The organism is Microcoleus sp. bin38.metabat.b11b12b14.051, from assembly GCF_013299165.1.
GTDB lineage: Bacteria > Cyanobacteriota > Cyanobacteriia > Cyanobacteriales > Microcoleaceae > Microcoleus.
On the sequence record NZ_JAAFKD010000008.1, the window covers coordinates 71,544 to 87,437 of the forward strand.

Annotated in this window: 14 protein-coding genes and 1 tRNA gene; 11 read left to right on the plus strand and 4 right to left on the minus strand. The window is 45.0% G+C overall.

Annotated features, from left to right (window positions below):
- Nucleotides 1-69: 69 nt before the first annotated feature.
- From QZW47_RS11065 to QZW47_RS11075, 3 genes are all read left to right on the plus strand, one after another.
- Nucleotides 70-990 carry a TIGR04168 family protein gene (locus QZW47_RS11065; protein WP_293127055.1) on the plus strand — a complete coding sequence of 307 codons (921 nt, stop codon included), beginning with the start codon at nt 70-72 and terminating at the stop codon, nt 988-990.
- A 34-nt stretch (nt 991-1,024) separates the two neighbouring features.
- Nucleotides 1,025-1,111, plus strand: a tRNA-Ser gene (locus QZW47_RS11070).
- 401 nt (nt 1,112-1,512) lie between these two features.
- Complete coding sequence (locus QZW47_RS11075; RefSeq protein WP_293127057.1) at nt 1,513-2,031, plus strand: pentapeptide repeat-containing protein; 519 nt, start codon at nt 1,513-1,515, stop codon at nt 2,029-2,031.
- 169 nt (nt 2,032-2,200) lie between these two features.
- Here the strand turns inward: QZW47_RS11075 and QZW47_RS11080 are convergent, their stop codons facing one another.
- Together QZW47_RS11080 and QZW47_RS11085 are read right to left on the minus strand one after the other, a co-directional pair.
- The gene (locus QZW47_RS11080) at nt 2,201-2,323 is read right to left on the minus strand and encodes a hypothetical protein (RefSeq protein ID WP_293127059.1); all 123 of its coding nucleotides are present in this window, start codon (nt 2,321-2,323) and stop codon (nt 2,201-2,203) included.
- Nucleotides 2,324-2,461: 138 nt separating this feature from the next.
- Nucleotides 2,462-3,598, minus strand: a complete 1,137-nt coding sequence (locus QZW47_RS11085; protein ID WP_293127061.1) for a transposase — start codon at nt 3,596-3,598, stop codon at nt 2,462-2,464.
- Nucleotides 3,599-3,720: 122 nt separating this feature from the next.
- Between QZW47_RS11085 and QZW47_RS11090 the strand changes: the two genes are divergently transcribed.
- On the plus strand, nt 3,721-4,035 hold the full coding sequence (locus tag QZW47_RS11090) for a DNA-3-methyladenine glycosylase (protein WP_293127063.1): 315 nt from the start codon (nt 3,721-3,723) through the stop codon (nt 4,033-4,035).
- A gap of 46 nt (nt 4,036-4,081) precedes the next feature.
- Nucleotides 4,082-4,381 (plus strand): hypothetical protein, encoded by a 300-nt coding sequence (locus QZW47_RS11095; RefSeq protein WP_293127065.1) that lies wholly within the window; start codon nt 4,082-4,084, stop codon nt 4,379-4,381.
- 203 nt (nt 4,382-4,584) lie between these two features.
- Here QZW47_RS11095 and QZW47_RS11100 read toward each other — a convergent pair whose 3' ends face one another.
- Nucleotides 4,585-6,081, minus strand: coding sequence for a glycosyl hydrolase family 57 (locus QZW47_RS11100; protein ID WP_293127316.1), 1,497 nt, complete (start codon nt 6,079-6,081; stop codon nt 4,585-4,587).
- Nucleotides 6,082-6,726: 645 nt separating this feature from the next.
- On the opposite strand from QZW47_RS11100, the gene glgA reads away from it, so the two are divergent.
- The 4 genes from glgA to QZW47_RS11120 all read left to right on the plus strand — a co-directional run bounded on the left by glgA (nt 6,727) and on the right by QZW47_RS11120 (nt 11,466).
- The gene (gene glgA / locus QZW47_RS11105; protein WP_293127067.1) at nt 6,727-8,202 is read left to right on the plus strand and encodes a glycogen synthase GlgA; all 1,476 of its coding nucleotides are present in this window, start codon (nt 6,727-6,729) and stop codon (nt 8,200-8,202) included.
- 531 nt (nt 8,203-8,733) lie between these two features.
- A complete protein-coding gene (locus QZW47_RS11110) occupies nt 8,734-9,489 on the plus strand; it encodes an SGNH/GDSL hydrolase family protein (RefSeq protein ID WP_293127069.1) in 756 nt (251 codons plus the stop codon).
- 187 nt (nt 9,490-9,676) lie between these two features.
- Nucleotides 9,677-10,498 (plus strand): SirB1 family protein, encoded by an 822-nt coding sequence (locus tag QZW47_RS11115; protein WP_293127071.1) that lies wholly within the window; start codon nt 9,677-9,679, stop codon nt 10,496-10,498.
- Between the two features lie 293 nt (nt 10,499-10,791).
- On the plus strand, nt 10,792-11,466 hold the full coding sequence (locus QZW47_RS11120; protein WP_293127073.1) for an alpha/beta hydrolase: 675 nt from the start codon (nt 10,792-10,794) through the stop codon (nt 11,464-11,466).
- 451 nt (nt 11,467-11,917) lie between these two features.
- Here QZW47_RS11120 and QZW47_RS11125 read toward each other — a convergent pair whose 3' ends face one another.
- On the minus strand, nt 11,918-12,382 hold the full coding sequence (locus tag QZW47_RS11125) for an SRPBCC family protein (protein WP_293127075.1): 465 nt from the start codon (nt 12,380-12,382) through the stop codon (nt 11,918-11,920).
- A gap of 148 nt (nt 12,383-12,530) precedes the next feature.
- Here QZW47_RS11125 and QZW47_RS11130 point away from each other — a divergent pair, with 148 nt between their 5' ends.
- Nucleotides 12,531-13,748, plus strand: coding sequence for a transposase (locus tag QZW47_RS11130; protein WP_293127077.1), 1,218 nt, complete (start codon nt 12,531-12,533; stop codon nt 13,746-13,748).
- A gap of 85 nt (nt 13,749-13,833) precedes the next feature.
- Nucleotides 13,834-15,534 (plus strand): mechanosensitive ion channel, encoded by a 1,701-nt coding sequence (locus tag QZW47_RS11135; protein WP_293127079.1) that lies wholly within the window; start codon nt 13,834-13,836, stop codon nt 15,532-15,534.
- The last annotated feature ends 360 nt before the right edge of the window (nt 15,535-15,894 follow it).

Genomic DNA, 15,894 nt, shown 5'->3' on the forward strand with positions numbered 1-15,894 from the left:
GCAAAAATTGGTCGCTGTTTCTTATGCTGATAAGAAGGGGCTAGGGATCGATCGCACATAACAAATCAAATGAATAAAGCTAAATCTATCAAAATTGCGGTGGTGGGGGACGTTCACGATCAGTGGGAAGCTGAAGACGGAGAAGCCCTGAAGCATCTGGGCGTTGACTTGGTGCTGTTTGTGGGGGATTTTGGGAATGAGTCGGTGGAGGTAGTGCGGGCGATCGCCTCTTTGGACATTCCCAAAGCTGCGGTGTTTGGGAACCACGATGCTTGGTACACGGCGACGGAGTGGGGCCGCACTCAGTGTCCTTACGATCGCACTCAAGAGAATCGAGTGAAACAGCAGTTAGATTTAATGGGAGAAGCCCACGTCGGTTACGGGAAACGGGATTTTCCAGAATTGGGCGTAACGGTTGTGGGAAGCCGCCCGTTTAGTTGGGGGGGTTCAGAGTGGAAGTACAACGATTTTTACTCGGAATGGTTTGGGGTAGAAAGTTTTGAGGAGTCGGCGAGGCGCATTGCAGAAGCTGCTGCGGATGCGGACTGCGAAAATGTGATTTTTTTAGGTCACACGGGCCCGACGGGGCTGGGAGAGGCTCCTGAAGCTCTCTGCGGGCGTGATTGGAAGCCGCTGGGGGGGGATTGGGGCGACCCGGATTTTGCGGAGGCGATCGATCGAACTCTGAGTTCTGGAAAGCAGGTATCCTTGGTAACTTTTGGTCATATGCACCACAAACTGCGGCACACGAAACAGGAGTTGCGGAAGTCGCTAGAGGTGAGTGCGGGCGGTACGGTGTATTTGAATGCGGCCAGCGTACCGCGAATTATTGTGGAGAGAGACTGCTCGAAACTGCGTAATTTCTCGATCGTCCTGCTGGAAAATGGAACAGTGTCGGAAGCGTCTTTAGTATGGGTAGGAGAAGATTTCGCGGTGGAAAGAGAACAAATTCTTTACCGACATACAGAATCTGCCACCGCTTGTAGTTAGCGGCAATTACTGGTATGATAAAATTTATGCGCCCGGAGAGGTGGCAGAGTGGTCGAATGCGCTCGACTTGAAATCGAGTGTGGCAGTGATGTCACCGTGGGTTCAAATCCCACCCTCTCCGTTTTAAATCAATACGTAGCAAGGCTTTCAAGGTTTTGTCCTTACTGGCAATTATGACAGGTGAGGCAATTATCCCTCACTGTTTTATAGAATTTGCCCATGATTTGTCTAGAAAACCAATTCTAGACAAATCATGGGCAAATTACTTTTCCCACACTTTCAACATCCGAGTCAGGATGTTGAATTACTTACGTCTACAATTAATTCCAAAATGGCTTCTACGTCGGCGAAGTCAGCCCTAGACTTTTTGCGCTTCCCCTTTAACTGATTAAGCAGTCGGCTACGCTTCGCGGCTTGTTTGAAATACAGGCAATTTTTTGTGAAACTTCGGGAGAAGCCGATCGCGCTGCTGTATTAATAATTAACCGAGACAGAAAGCCACCGAAGCTTTTGATAAATTTTATGAAAATCCAAAATATAATTACTGCTGGATTGTCGATCGCCCTTTTATTAGCTGCAACCAAATACATCCCTGATTTAAACCAGCAAAACCAAGTCAAGCAATTGCTGGAAACCAAACAGTGTCCCGAATGCAATCTCAGCAATGTCAACTTAAAGGGCATGGACTTACAAGGATTTAACTTGCAAGGAGCAAACCTAGAAGGTGCTAACTTATCAGGAGCCAAACTGGCGAATGCCAACCTCAAAAATGCTAACTTGAATAAAGCTAACCTGACTGGTTCTGATTTGGGCTGTAGCGGAATAAGTTTCAATGTTGATAGCAACAGTCAAGCAGCAAATATGGATTTTAAGGTAAGTGCAGTTCCCGAAAAAAATAACCCAGAAAATGCAGTAGTTGGTTTTAACATGAAATCAACAGATCGAGGAACTACAATGCGTTTCAATCTCCCAGGATGCGCCGATTTCGAGAATGCTAAATTGCAGGAAACTAAAATGCCCGATGGCAGCATTCATCCTTAATTTCAGCAAATATAGTAACCTGCTGTATCATCATTTCTAAACAGCTTTTCATTCTTTCTGCTCTCTATTTTCTCTTTCTCTGTGTCCTCTGTGGCCTCTGCGGTTCACAAAAAAACGGCTGTCTGCTATTGAGACAGCCGTTTTTTAAGCAAGTAACAATCTCCTAAAATTAGTGAGCAGAACCGTTACCGTGATACTTGTCGCTGTCGTAGAATCCGTTTTTTGTGCCGAAGAACAAACAGCAAACGGTGAAAATTCCTGTCAACACTGCTAAAACTAACTTAACGTCCATAATTGACTGTCTCCTGTTGAATGAGTGCAAATACTCAGATTTTGACACTCCGGGCGCGTGAACGCACAAGGATTCTTAGATCTTAGACCGGACTTAACTCAAGAACATTGCTGCACCTGACCCAGAGATCCAGTCTCCCTAAGCGTTTACGATCTCAAAGATCGAAGTTCCGACGTGCCCCGTCGTACTTATCCCGCGATTGAGGATATTAATTGCAGCGTTATGATCTCTGTCCATCTCACACCCGCACTGACAAATATGGGTTCGAGTGGATAGAGATTTCTTAACCACAACACCACAACTACTGCATTCTTGGCTTGTGTAAGCCGGATTTACCGCAATGGTAATCCGACCGAACACTTTTCCAAAATATTCTAAGAACATTCTGAACTGATACCAAGAAGCATCGCTAATCGATTTTGCCAGACAATGATTTTTGATCATATTAGACACTCTCAAATCTTCATAAACTACTACATCGTTTGATGTGATTACGCACCTTGCTAACTTAACAGCATGGTCTTTACGCTGTCTACTTATTTTGAGATGTCGCTTACCTAAAATCACTCTAGCTTTGCGGCGATTCAAACCACCTTTTACTTTCCGGCTTACAAGACGCCCGGCGCGTTTTAACCGTGCTTCACCTCTACGCAGAAATCTAGGATTGGGAACCATTTCGCCGTTTGAATCAGTGTAAAACTCTTTAAGTCCCACATCCAATCCAATCGTTTTGCCTGTCATTGGAACGAGTTCTACTCGGTCTACTTGGATGCAAAACTGGACGTAATATCCATCGGCTCGTTTAATTAGTCGAATTCGTTTGATTTGGTCTGGCTGATAGAAGTTAAGGTCGCGAGTCCCTTTTAGCTTCAGCTTGCCAATGGAGCACTTATCCGTAAATGTAATTGATTTCCGATCTGCTGCTAGCTTCCAAGAATTAGTTTTGTATTCAACGGATCGAGAGTCTTTTTGGAATTTAGGAAAACCAACTTTCTTTCCTTTGATACCCTTTTTGATATTTTCGTAAAATCGGGAAATGCTAGCCCATGCTCTCTCCGCACTTGCCTGTCTAGCCATTGCACCTAACTTGTTTGCAAAGTCAAATTCTTTGGCCCAAATTGCACAATACTTAGAAAGGTCGAACCAAGATTTTGCACCACCATCCATCCACAGCCGGATTGATTTATTGCGAATGAATTGACAAATTCTAATCGCTTCATCGATCGACTGAAACTGATTTGGTTTTGCGTAAGCCTTGAATTCGAGAACAAGCATTTTTCTATTCCTCCTGTTCCTACTATAGCACACTCGTCATAGGAATACTCAACGCTCTGTCAGAATTCGGATCAAGTCCCCCTAAAAGGGGGAGGCTCTAACCCCAAATTTTTGGTAGCGCTGTGTTGGTGCGAGCTTTGCAGCTAGATGCGCCTCCCGTCAAGTTTGCTGCAATTCCCCCAAAAAAGCAGTTGCGCCTCGCCTCTGGGCCAGGGAAGCTGTGTCAGGTGCTGGAGATCGATCGAACTTTCAGCGGTTTACCCCTAGATGCAGGCCAAGGGCTGCGACTGGAACAACGGAGCGAAGAGTTTCAGCAAGCCGTGGAGGAAGGTATAATAAATTTTGTGCAAACTACGCGGATCGGGATTTCGCAAGGCATTGATTTGCCTTGGCGTTGGTATATTGGGAACTGTACGGCGGTATCTACATTCAAGTAATGTCAAAGATGTCAGTGTAAATTTTGTCACTTATCTCAATCAAATTATGGCTTACTCTTCTGAAAACCCGATCGTACAACTGAAAAAATGCCTGACACTCGCTCAGGATGTTGGGAGTCACGCCGAAGCTAACCGAGCTTTCGAGCAATTGTGCGCCATTATAGATGCTGAAAATCCGATGGCGGCGCAACTTTTGGAGATGCTGTGGGAAGACACGATTATGGCGAGGCGTTCTGCTGTATTTTGGCAGCAAATGAGCGATGTTGAGAAAGATATGGCGAATAGAATGATGGAAAATATGACGCAGATGAGACAAAATTATTTGCGATTGATGCAGGAAATGTAGGAATTCGGTAATTGGTGATTAGCTAATAGATGCAGACGGCGGTTGAAACCGCGCCTACACAAACGATGTCCGCACTTCGACAAGCTCAGCGACCACCTCCGCGGACTAAGAAAATAACGTAATTTTAACGCCTTCGTCTTCAACCCGCGGAGGCTGGTTTTGTCTGTGTAGCCGCGGTTTCAACCGCCGTCTCATCTCATCTTCTACTTCATTAAAGCAGCGCCGCGGTTGTAAAGTTCGCGGGCGTAATCAGTCCAAGTTCCCTGTCCCCAATAGCGGAAACAGCTTGTTTGTAGCAGCAAATTGTAAAGCAAAGCTTGTTGGTATTCAAACTGCTTGGTAACGGCGGCATCTTGCTGCACCAGTCGATCGTACTTTTGGTGAAATGCGGCGCTGAGTTGATTCATGGGTTCCAGGACATTTTCGTAGCCCTTCACCCAACTTAAATCGTTTGTCCAAGAGGCACCATCCATGTGAAAATTGTGGTCTGTTTGCTTGAGTTGGACGATCGCACTTTCGACTTTTTCCGGTGTCGCACTATCTGGATCGACTAACTGCCAGATTTTGTGCTGGTTAACCCCTTGACACATCGGATAATCGTCAGGATTAACACCCGCCGCCTCAATCATCTCCAAATATTCAGTGCCATTTAAACCGACTACGCCGGATTTTCCGCCACCTTGAGAGCGATTTTCGTGCCAAGCTTTAACAAAGGCGCTGGGGAATTCATTCATCATCACGCCGCCATTTTCGCCATCGGCAATTTGAGTCACCAAAGAAGGAACTGTGACATTGCCAATTTGCTGTTTATTGCGGCCTTTCGCTTCATAATATGGCTGCATTTGCCCAACTAACTTTGTATCAGAACCTTGGGTTTTAATCAAAGCGGTGATACTGATGGTTTCGCCGCGAGAATTGCGGGCTTGCAAACGGTTGGGAATGTATTTTTGGTCTTGCGACAATCCTGAACCATCGGGATTTTCGACAGAATGTTCTTGTACCATCAGCCAGCGGTAGCCACATTCTTTCAAAGCTTTGATGTATTCGTAAAGTGTGTCAGGATGATTGGGAAAGTGCATTTCTGGTGGCGAAAAACCTTTGACGCGCTTGAGGGCGTCTATGCCAAAAATGGCAGCGAAATGATGTTGCCATGCTTGAATTTGGAGTTTGATGTCGGGAATTGGAGTTGAGGGAATGACAGCGTGACTCCACATTGTCCCCAGCCATTCTACGTGAGGTTGATATTGCGGATCGCAGGTAATACGTTTGAGATTGTCAAAGATATCATCGCGTCCCATTTGGCGCAATCCCCACAATAAATTACCCGAATAGTCGAGCATGATTCGCGGGTTGCAACCTTCAGCTATCAGTTGGGGAATGAATTCTCCCATGCGGGAATAGCACCAAGCAAAGACTCCGGCGTTATGATTGTCTCCTTGGTTGGGATTTTCAAACATATTCTGGAGATTGCAGATTAGTTCGCCGTTTGCACCTGCGGGAATTGTGGGTTGGTGCATATGGAGGGCGCAGGCGAATCCGGCTTGAATGTTTTCGAGGCGCAGATTTGTGGTATGTAAAAAGACTGGTTCTTTGCTGTTGACTGCGGCACTGATTTCTGCTTCAAAGCCACAAATGTTGGGTAATCCTGATTCAAGTTCTTTTAGAACCGATGGGTTGGGGGATGGTGCGATCGCAGACATAAGTTTTTCTCGCATAATTGTGGAGCGGCATTGTCTGCTATTGCTAAGATAGCTAGATAATTTAACAGTAGCAGACTCGTGCAAAATCTGGGATATATCGCAATCCTATTTCATTTGTGAATGAGATTGATTTAACTAAAGATGGCAAATTAAATAATTTACACAAGTTTGTGGGAGGGGCGGGAGAGCCCGTAAAGATCATAAGTTATTTAATTCTCATTCCTAGGTGCTTGCATGGCAAAGGAAGTGAAGAGAGAGAAAAAAATTAGTTGAAGTACGTTTGAGGGAGTTGTACGATCGATCTTTGGCACAAAACGATACAAACGGCGAGTGGCCTCAACAGCAGTTAACTTAAGCCTGAAAGTTAGACTGCGGTTGAAACCGCGCCTACAAAAACGTGTTAGCTTTCCCAAGGGTAGTCCGAGATCAGAGGGACTGAAGAACATAATATAAGCTTCACCGCCCGTTCTTCAACCCGCGGAGGCGGGTTTTGTTTGTGTAGACGCGGTTTCAACCGCCCAGTCTTCTGTATTTTAAGTATTTTTCCTGTATTCCCAATGGCCGACTTGCTTATTTACCGATAAATCCTATACTTTGTCAAGTTAAGAAAATATTTTTTGATTCATCCAGGAGTAAGCAGGAAAAATGTACATCGTACAAATTGCCTCAGAATGCGCCCCCGTCATCAAAGCAGGGGGTTTGGGCGACGTAGTTTATGGTTTGAGTCGCCAGTTGCAGAATTCCGGCCACACCGTCGAGATTATTCTGCCCAAGTACGACTGCATGAGGTATGACCATATTTGGGGGCTGCACGATGCCTATCGGGATCTGGCTGTACCCTGGTACGGCGGCGAAATCCTATGCGATGTGTACTGCGGCTGGGTGCATGGGGTGTTGTGCTTTTTCATTGAACCTCGATCGCAAGATAACTTTTTTAACCGGGGCTATTATTACGGTGGCAATGATGACAATATGCGGTTTGCATTTTTTAGCAAAGCTGCTTTAGAATTTTTGCTCAGAAGCAACAAGCGCCCGGATGTGATTCACTGTCACGATTGGCAAACTGGTTTGATTCCAGTCATGCTGTTTGAAGTTTATAAATACAATTGGATGGAAAATCAGCGAGTCTGCTATACCATTCACAATTTCAAACATCAAGGTATGGGCGGCAGCGAGGTTTTGCAAGCAACGGGTTTGAATCGAGATGATTATTATTTTCAGTACGATCGCCTCCAAGATAATTTTAACCCCTTTGCCATCAACTTTATGAAAGGGGGGATTGTCTACTCCAACTTTGTGACGACAGTTTCGCCACACCACGCTTGGGAATCTCACGTCGGCGAGTTCGGCTATGGGTTGGGCCACACTTTGCATATATATCAAGACAAGTTTCGCGGGGTGCTCAACGGCATCGATTACGATGTGTGGAATCCCGAGAGCGATCGCTACATTCCGCAGCACTACACTGCGGATGATTTGGCAGGAAAAGCCAAAACTAAAACAGCTTTGCGCGATCGGCTTTTCCTGCGCGATGCTGACAAGCCTATTATTACCTTTATCGGTCGTTTGGACGACCAAAAAGGCGTTCATCTCGTCCACCACGCAATTTATTACTGTCTGAGCAAAGGCGCGCAATTTGTGCTTTTGGGTTCGGCGACGGAAGCCGGAATTAATTCGCATTTCCAGCACGAAAAATGGGTTTTAAATGACAATCCAGACTGCCATTTGGAACTTGGTTTTAATGAGGAACTGTCGCACTTAATTTACGCAGGTGCGGATATCATTGTGGTGCCGAGCAATTACGAACCCTGCGGGCTGACTCAGATGATCGGGTTGCGGTACGGTACAGTGCCTGTGGTGCGCGGTGTGGGCGGTTTGGTGAATACGGTGTTCGATCGCGATTACGACACCAACCACAGCGCAGAAGAGCGCAACGGCTATGTATTTGAACAAACGGACTACTACGCTTTGGAGTCGGCGCTCGATCGCGCGATCGGATTGTGGTATGACTACCATGACGAATTTGAAAAACTCATGGTTCAAGGCATGAATTGTGACAATTCGTGGAAATATCCAGCCAAAGACTACGTGGAAATTTACGAGCTAATTCGACACAAATAATCCGTCAAGCGGGGGCTTGACTCACGTCACTAACTGTCCCGTGAGTCAAGCCCGCCCCTTTGCCGTATGTAAGGTGTGTGGCCCGAATGTCGAGCTTAGTTTCAAAATCTCGCTCTTTTATCCCGAGGGATATCTGGGATTTTGTGTAAGTGGTGTGATACCAATTGTGAAAAGTATTTATACATAGCGACATAGGCTGTGCTTAAGCTCGCTGCGGGGGGATTAAGGAAACGACCATGCTGTTTCTATACTCCAATATTTTAACAGTTACTATTAAATTGACAATTGCAGTAAGAATTGTGAATTTTATCAGAGAACGTGTCCGGTCGATTAGCATAACAATAACAGTTCGTTCGTAGTGCGGACTTCAGTCCGCTCTCAAGCTGCGGACTGAAGTCCGCACTACGAACCTTGATTATTGCGGTCAATCGACAGGACAAGATATGATTTATATAGTATAATGAGCGTTAAATCAGTTTTTGTATACCCACTATATTAATTACGATAAAACATGATTTAGCAACATAACAAATGAAAAATTCCATCGCAATTATATCTATTCTTTTGAATGTATGTTTAATATCTGCAAGCTTGCTTTATGCAGGAGGTCGGGGTTACTTGGGAAGATTTTTGGTGATGGCAAATGCCAATTATTTAGAACTGCCTACAGATACGCTAAGTTCTCAGTCTTGGTGGCAAGATGAGGTCAAATATCAAGTGGCGGTAACTCAGAATACCAAGATAAAAACTTGTATTTTTGGAGATTCGATAACTTCGATGCTGGGCAATACTCTGGGTAATGATTCTTTCAATTTTGCGATCGGTGGGATGAGCGCGATTTCTCAGTTGGAACAGCTTAAGTTGTTAACGGCGGCTCGAATTAGGTGCGAGCGAGCGATTGTGGCTCTGGGTACAAATGATGCTATTTACAGAACTATGGACGACCAATTTATTAAAAATATGCAGCAAATAATTATGACTGTTAAAAATGATATGGGAGCGAAACAGGTGGTTTTGCTTCCCGCGTTTTACTCGACTGTTGAAGCCAGTCGCGATGTCAGTATTGCTGCTCCTATTCCGAGAGTTGATAAGTTTAATGAGTTGCTGGGTAAAGTTGCTGTTGCTCAAAGGTTATCGGTTGATGGCTCAACTTTACAACCGTTATTTGAGGGTAAAGCTTTGAAGGCTGATTTGACTTCGGATGGCGTTCACCTCAATCTTGAGGGTAAAAAACTCTATCGTGAAGCTTTGTTAAAAATAGTGGATAATTTAGATAAAAAAAAGTAAATTAGATTATTGAAATGATGGCTGGCTGCTAATTTTTGTGGAAACAGGAAAGATGCCTGTTCTACAATAAATAATTCCTGGTTTAAGAAAGAGTCTATTTTAAAAATATATCTTTTGTTAAACAGGCCGGAGAGCCTGTTCAGAATAGTCGTATAAGATGTTAATTAAAATCACATAAATCATCAATATGGATTTTCCGCAAGCCCGACAACTCTTTTACCAAGAAATTAATCAGCCCGATCGCGCGATCGATCTGGCGAAAGCCGCGCTGTACGTGGCTTTGGAAGAATACCATAATTTCGATCCCCTGGAGTATCTCAACGTTCTCGACACGATCGCAGGTGAAGTGCGATCGCGCCTCCCGCCACAGAATTATCCGCTGCGGATCGTGCAAACTATTAACCGTTATTTATACGAGGATTTGCTGTTTGCGGGGAATGAGGCGGATTATTACGACCCTCGCAATAGCTTTTTAAATCAAGTGATCGATCGCCGCATGGGAATACCCATTTCTTTGTCTTTGGTTTATTTGGAAGTTGCGAAGCGGATTGATTTTCCGATGGTGGGGATTGGGATGCCGGGACATTTTTTAATTAGACCGGATTTTGAGGATGCTGGGATTTTTATTGATGCGTTTAACAAAGGCGAGATATTATTTCCTGAAGATTGTCAAGAGAGACTTGCTCAAATTTACGGTCAACCGATGGCGTTGGAACCGGCTTTTTTGGCGCCAGTAAGCAGCCGCCAGTTGTTAGGGCGAATGCTGGGAAATCTGAAGGCTATTTATTTGCAACAGCGGGATGCTGTGAGGGTGTTGGGGGCGATCGAGCGGATTTTGCTGCTATTTCCCCACTCGCTGTTAGAAATGCGCGATCGCGGAATTCTTTACTATCAACTGGGGCGCTTGGTCGAGGCGCGCTACGATTTGGAAATTTACCTGAGAAATGCTCCGAATGCTGAGGATGCTGCTGCAATTCGCCAATTGCTGGAACGGATCGATGGGAACTAAAAGTTAAATTTTATCGATCGCATAACATCCCGCGCACCATCCACACTCTATCAACTGCTGCCCGACCGTCAAATCTGGCTTTTATAAGTTTTGCAAAGCTGTCTCAAATTGTCAAAGCTCAGATCGTAACATATAAACTATCAAGTAACACCTATCTTGTGATAGGTTAAATTGGCTTGACATGACAGTAAAATAACTAGGTCGTTTACGTAACCCCTGAGTCCACTTTCCCGACTGATACCTACGTATTAGCTCGATCGAAAAAGTATTTTGACCTAAAGAGGCATAAACTCATGAACTTTAAGTTTCAACAAGGTTATCTCAACGCAATCCAACAGCAGTCAGCTCATTTAACTAAAAAAATGTCAAAGCGTTTATCATTAGGTTTGGCACTTTTGCTCTCGACAAGTACAGTATTCCTGAGCAGTGGCAAAGCCTTGGCATTAGACAAAGTTACCGTAAAATACGGTGCTGTTGACGTAACTTTACCGATGAGCGATTTGCAAAGCTTTGCACAAACAGGCAAACCATCATCTCAACTGCAAAGCGTTCTGAGTCTTGCGAAACAAACTCCCGAATCGGTGCGGGAAATATTAACGCGGGAAGTAGCTTTAGATTCCCAAATAGTATCGCGGCTGGCAAATACTTATTTTGGGGAAATTGTTTTCAAACAATTGGGCGAGGTTGCTTATACCCCAGCAACCAAGGCACAAAGCGCGCCGGCACTTCGCGATGCTTTCGTCGCCGCTTCCAAAGATGGCAAAATATCGCTGATGGAAGTGATGCAAAATTACACTCCTCCGGCTTTAGAAGTTGATGGCAATCAAGCTATGGCTATTTACCAACGAGTGATTAAAGACGTGCAAGATTTGCAAGCTATGTATCAGAATTCTGCGGCTTTGCAAAGTACAGCAGGTCAAGCAAGACAAATGATTTGTCAGCCGAATTCATCGGGAAGTGCGAAATAAATATAGCAGTTTTATCTGTCATATTGGCGGAGGTTTGGGGTAATGGGTAATCGGTAATCGGTAATCACTGAAAAGCTTGGCTCGTTTCGTATCTGGTGTCATACTAATTACCCATTACTTATTACCGATTACAGATTACCAGACCTAGGTCATTTTTTTGAAAAATTCCATAACTGAAATTGCATGAAATCGGAAATTTCTGATTGAAAATTGATATTTTCTTTCTATTTTCTCTGAGTTTTCAGCAATAACAAATGACAAATTACCAATTACCACCCTTCGGCTTCGCGAGCGGGTAAAATGACCAATGACCACCCTTCGACTTCGCTCGGGGGGCGAGATGACCAATGACCAATGACCAATGACCAATGACCACCCTTCGACTTCGCTCGGGGGGCGAGATGACCAATGACCAATGACCAATGATCAATGATCATTGATCAATGATCAATTACACCTTGCCAAGTTCTTGAGATAATTGCTCGGCTACCCGTTTGAGTCGGCGGAGTTGGCTTTTCATGTCTTTTTCCGTCCAAGCGGCGGCAAATTGATTGAAACCAAATCTAATTAAAGGATTGGGAATTTGAAATTCAAAGCGGTTAATTAAGAGAGTTCCTTGGATTTGGGGCTGGCATTCCCAGCGATCGCATCCTTTGAAATATCCGTCGAACCCCCACACAATTAAACCGGGTTGTCGCTCCAACACAACACTCTCTAAAGTGGGTTGCAAAACGGGAATTTTTATGATAAACAAGCTGCGACTTCCTACAGCAGTATCCCATTCGCCTTCGGGATCGCAGCGCAGCAAAGGATTGAGCCATTTGTGCATTAAAGTGCGATCGACTATACAGCGCTCCACCAAGGTAGCAGCAGCGCGAATTTCAATGGATTGCTCGAAAACTTGACGAATTGACATGGAAACCTGCAACAAGGAGAGTATTACAAGACTTTGCTTACTTTAGAGTTACTTACTTAGTTGTAGCGTCAATTTTTCCATAAAGTAAAACATTGACACACTCCTAAATACAGTGTATCATCGGGAAATAAGAGTATATATACCGATTATGCAGTTAGTTGAAAGGCACATCATCAAACCGAATCATAGGTTTTATCGAGAAGCCGATCGACTGTCATGGCTCTGCAAAAATCTTTACAACTCGGCTAACTACATCTACCGTCAAAACTTTTTCGCCAACCAACAAACAAACGCTCTGGCTGTTTATCACGCGATCAAAGCCAGCGAGGATTACAAAGCACTGCCCGCCAAGGTAGCGCAAACTACCCTCGGTTTGGTGCTCAAAGCGTGGACTAGCTACCATTTGGCGGTGCGAAACTATCAGGAAGACCCAATTAAATTTAAAGCACCACCGCAAATCCCCCATTATAAAGGTGCCAGAGAACACAAAAGAGCAGACGGGCGCTATGTAGTTGTATTTAATTGTCAAGCTGTCAGCAAAAGAGCCTTGAAAAAAGGATATGCTCGCCCCTCAGGGACTAATATTTGGTTGCCCTCAAAAGTGACCTCGATTCTGGAAATCCGGATAGTTCCCAAGGTGGGTTGTTATATTGTCGAGGTCGTTTACGAAAAGTTAGAACAGCCTTTACAAGTCAATCAGAGAGTAAGTGCCATAGATTTAGGATTAAACAATCTGGCAACATTAACCTACAATGTGGCTGGGTTAGTACCAAAAATCTACGACGGACGGGCGATTAAGTCTACCAACCAATACTGCAATCAAGCTTCAGCGACATTAAAATCGTTGCTGCCGGCCGCACAAAAAAACAGTAAAAAACTTGTTAAATTGTGGCACAAGCGTAATTGCAAAGTGGATTATTACCTCCACACAACGAGTTCGGCAATTATCAAAGAACTCGTCAATCATCAAATTGGGTTGCTGGTTGTAGGCTGGAACCAAGATTTTAAAGATGGGATTAATCCGGGTCTGGTTGACGGTCAAAAGTTTGCCAGCATTCCCCATCGGCGGTTCGTGCAAATGTTGCAGTACAAAGCACAACTTGCCGGAATTAAAGTTGTGTTAGTAGAGGAGAGTTACACATCCATCTGTTCGGCATTGGATTTGGAAGCAATTCAAAAAAAATCAGAGTACATTGGCTGTAGGCTAAAGAGAGGATTGTTCAGAACAAAAACTGGACAACTAATCAATGCAGATGTCAACGGTTCTTTGAATATTGGCAGAAAAGCAGTCGGAAATGGGTTTATCCCAAATTCGATAGAGGGTTTTGTAGTTAACCCAGTACGGTTAAAAGCGTACAAACATTGAATTTGGGCGATGTCTAGATTTGGTGGAACTATTCTTAAAGTTTCGTCTTCTCCCAGTCAAAATCTGACGTTAACCTGAGAAAAAAATGAATGAAACTTGGCAAGAAATAACTCAACCGATATCGGGCAAAATAGCGGTCATGTCCGATGGCTTACGCCCCGCTACGCTACGCATTTTGGCACAGGCTCCTGTCGCCCCGAATCCGCTGACAGATGCCCAAAACGGAATTAGCAATATATTTCAGGGCTCGACAAGCATTGAAAATCTCGTCTGGGCGATCGGCATCCTGCTAATTGGCTTGATAGTATCAGCCCTCGTCTCATCTTTAGTGGGGGGATTGCTCAAAAAGACGACCATTGACAACCGCTTAGCTGGTTGGATTACCGGGCGCCCGGAAGGAGAAGGATCTCCGCAAGTGGAAAAATGGATTTCCACTGCGGTATTCTGGATCATTTTTATCTTTTTCCTAGTCGCCTTTTTCAACAGGCTGAATCTCTCGGCGGTTTCGCAACCGCTGAATACTTTTCTCAATCAAATTGCTGGTGCTTTGCCGAAGTTAGCCAAAGCCCTAATTTTCTTGGGAATTGCTTGGGTGCTGGCGACAGTTTCCAAATTGGCTGTATCGCGTGCGATGCGGACTTTTGGGGTAGATGAGCGCTTGAACCAGCAGGTGGGTACTGCACCTACCGAGACTCCTTTGCTGCTGAGCGATACTCTGGCAAATGCGCTGTATTGGTTCATTTTTCTGCTGTTTTTGCCGTTGGTTCTCGAATCGCTGGATTTACAGCAGGCTCTGCTGCCAGTGAATAATTTGCTGAACCAAATTTTGGCGGCAATTCCGAAGATTTTGGAAGCGGTGCTGATTGGGTTTGTCGGCTGGCTGCTGGCTCAAGTTGTGCAGCGGATTGTCACGAATCTGCTGGCGGCGGCTGGGGCTGACAGTTTGGGCGCTCGCTTTGGGATTTCGCGGAGCTCTGGCGGACAATCGCTGTCGTGGATTATCGGCACAGTTGTCTATGTGTTGATTTTGATTCCCACGGCGATCGCAGCTTTGAACGCTTTGGACATCCAAGCGATTTCCTTGCCGGCAATCGCGATGCTCAATACGATTCTGGGCGCGCTTCCCAACATTTTTACAGCAGCGATAATTCTCGCGATTGCTTACATTTTGGGGCGCTGGATCGGCGATTTGGTGACAAATATCTTGACGGGAATTGGCTTTAACAATGTCTTTTCTTGGTTGGGAATGCAGCCGAAACAGCCGCTGCGACTGCCCCCGAGTTCGATCGATCCTGAAGCCACGATTCTTCAAGAGCCCGAAGTTCCGACTCGCACTCCTTCGGAGTTTGTGGGCATTGTGGTGCAAGTGGGTATTATCCTGTTTGCTGTGGTAGCTGCTACCGACGTGGTGAAAATTCCAGCGCTGACGGCGATTGTTAGCGGTATTGTGCTGGTTGCAGGTAGGGTTTTATCGGGTTTGGTCGTATTTGCGATCGGCCTGTATTTGGCGAATTTGGCCTTTGGTTTAATTGCCAGTTCTGGAACTCGTCAAGCGCGGCTGTTGGGTCAAACGGCTCGGATCGCGGTGATTGCATTTGTTGGAGCCTTGGCGCTGCAACAGATGGGCATTGGCAGCGATATTGTGAATTTGGCCTTTGGACTGTTGCTCGGGGCGATCGCAGTTGGGATTGCTCTAGCATTTGGTTTGGGCGGGCGCGAGATTGCGGCCGACGAACTTCGCGGATGGTTAGCGTCGTTTAAACAAGATAAGACGCCACGTTTGTAAGTCTAAAAAATGGCGTTTGTCAAGTACAAACGCCTTTTTTTTGTGCTTAATTTAAGTTCGTAGTGAGGACTTCAGTCCTCTGATTTTGATGAGGACTGAAGTCCTCACTACGAACTTTCCATATTTAAGTTCGTAGTGAGGACTTCAGTCCTCTGATTTTGATGAGGACTGAAGTCCTCACTACGAACTTTCCATATTTAAGTTCGTAGTGAGGACTTCAGTCCTCTGATTTTGATGAGGACTGAAGTCCTCACTACGAACTTTCCATATTTAAGTTCGTAGTGAGGACTTCAGTCCTCTGATTTTGATGAGGACTGAAGTCCTCACTACGAACTTTCCATATTTAAGTTCGTAGTGAGG

What these genes read in the sequence shown, in the direction of transcription:
- QZW47_RS11100 (WP_293127316.1), bottom strand. Translation starts at nt 6,081, where the DNA reads ATGTCTGCGATCGCACCATCCCCCAACCCATCGGTTCTAAAAGAACTT.
- QZW47_RS11110 (WP_293127069.1), top strand. Translation starts at nt 8,734, where the DNA reads ATGAAAAATTCCATCGCAATTATATCTATTCTTTTGAATGTATGTTTA.
- QZW47_RS11085 (WP_293127061.1), bottom strand. Translation starts at nt 3,598, where the DNA reads ATGCTTGTTCTCGAATTCAAGGCTTACGCAAAACCAAATCAGTTTCAG.
- QZW47_RS11135 (WP_293127079.1), top strand. Translation starts at nt 13,834, where the DNA reads ATGAATGAAACTTGGCAAGAAATAACTCAACCGATATCGGGCAAAATA.
- QZW47_RS11065 (WP_293127055.1), top strand. Translation starts at nt 70, where the DNA reads ATGAATAAAGCTAAATCTATCAAAATTGCGGTGGTGGGGGACGTTCAC.
- QZW47_RS11120 (WP_293127073.1), top strand. Translation starts at nt 10,792, where the DNA reads ATGAACTTTAAGTTTCAACAAGGTTATCTCAACGCAATCCAACAGCAG.
- QZW47_RS11125 (WP_293127075.1), bottom strand. Translation starts at nt 12,382, where the DNA reads ATGTCAATTCGTCAAGTTTTCGAGCAATCCATTGAAATTCGCGCTGCT.
- QZW47_RS11115 (WP_293127071.1), top strand. Translation starts at nt 9,677, where the DNA reads ATGGATTTTCCGCAAGCCCGACAACTCTTTTACCAAGAAATTAATCAG.
- QZW47_RS11075 (WP_293127057.1), top strand. Translation starts at nt 1,513, where the DNA reads ATGAAAATCCAAAATATAATTACTGCTGGATTGTCGATCGCCCTTTTA.
- QZW47_RS11130 (WP_293127077.1), top strand. Translation starts at nt 12,531, where the DNA reads ATGCAGTTAGTTGAAAGGCACATCATCAAACCGAATCATAGGTTTTAT.
- QZW47_RS11095 (WP_293127065.1), top strand. Translation starts at nt 4,082, where the DNA reads ATGGCTTACTCTTCTGAAAACCCGATCGTACAACTGAAAAAATGCCTG.
- QZW47_RS11080 (WP_293127059.1), bottom strand. Translation starts at nt 2,323, where the DNA reads ATGGACGTTAAGTTAGTTTTAGCAGTGTTGACAGGAATTTTCACCGTT.
- glgA (WP_293127067.1), top strand. Translation starts at nt 6,727, where the DNA reads ATGTACATCGTACAAATTGCCTCAGAATGCGCCCCCGTCATCAAAGCA.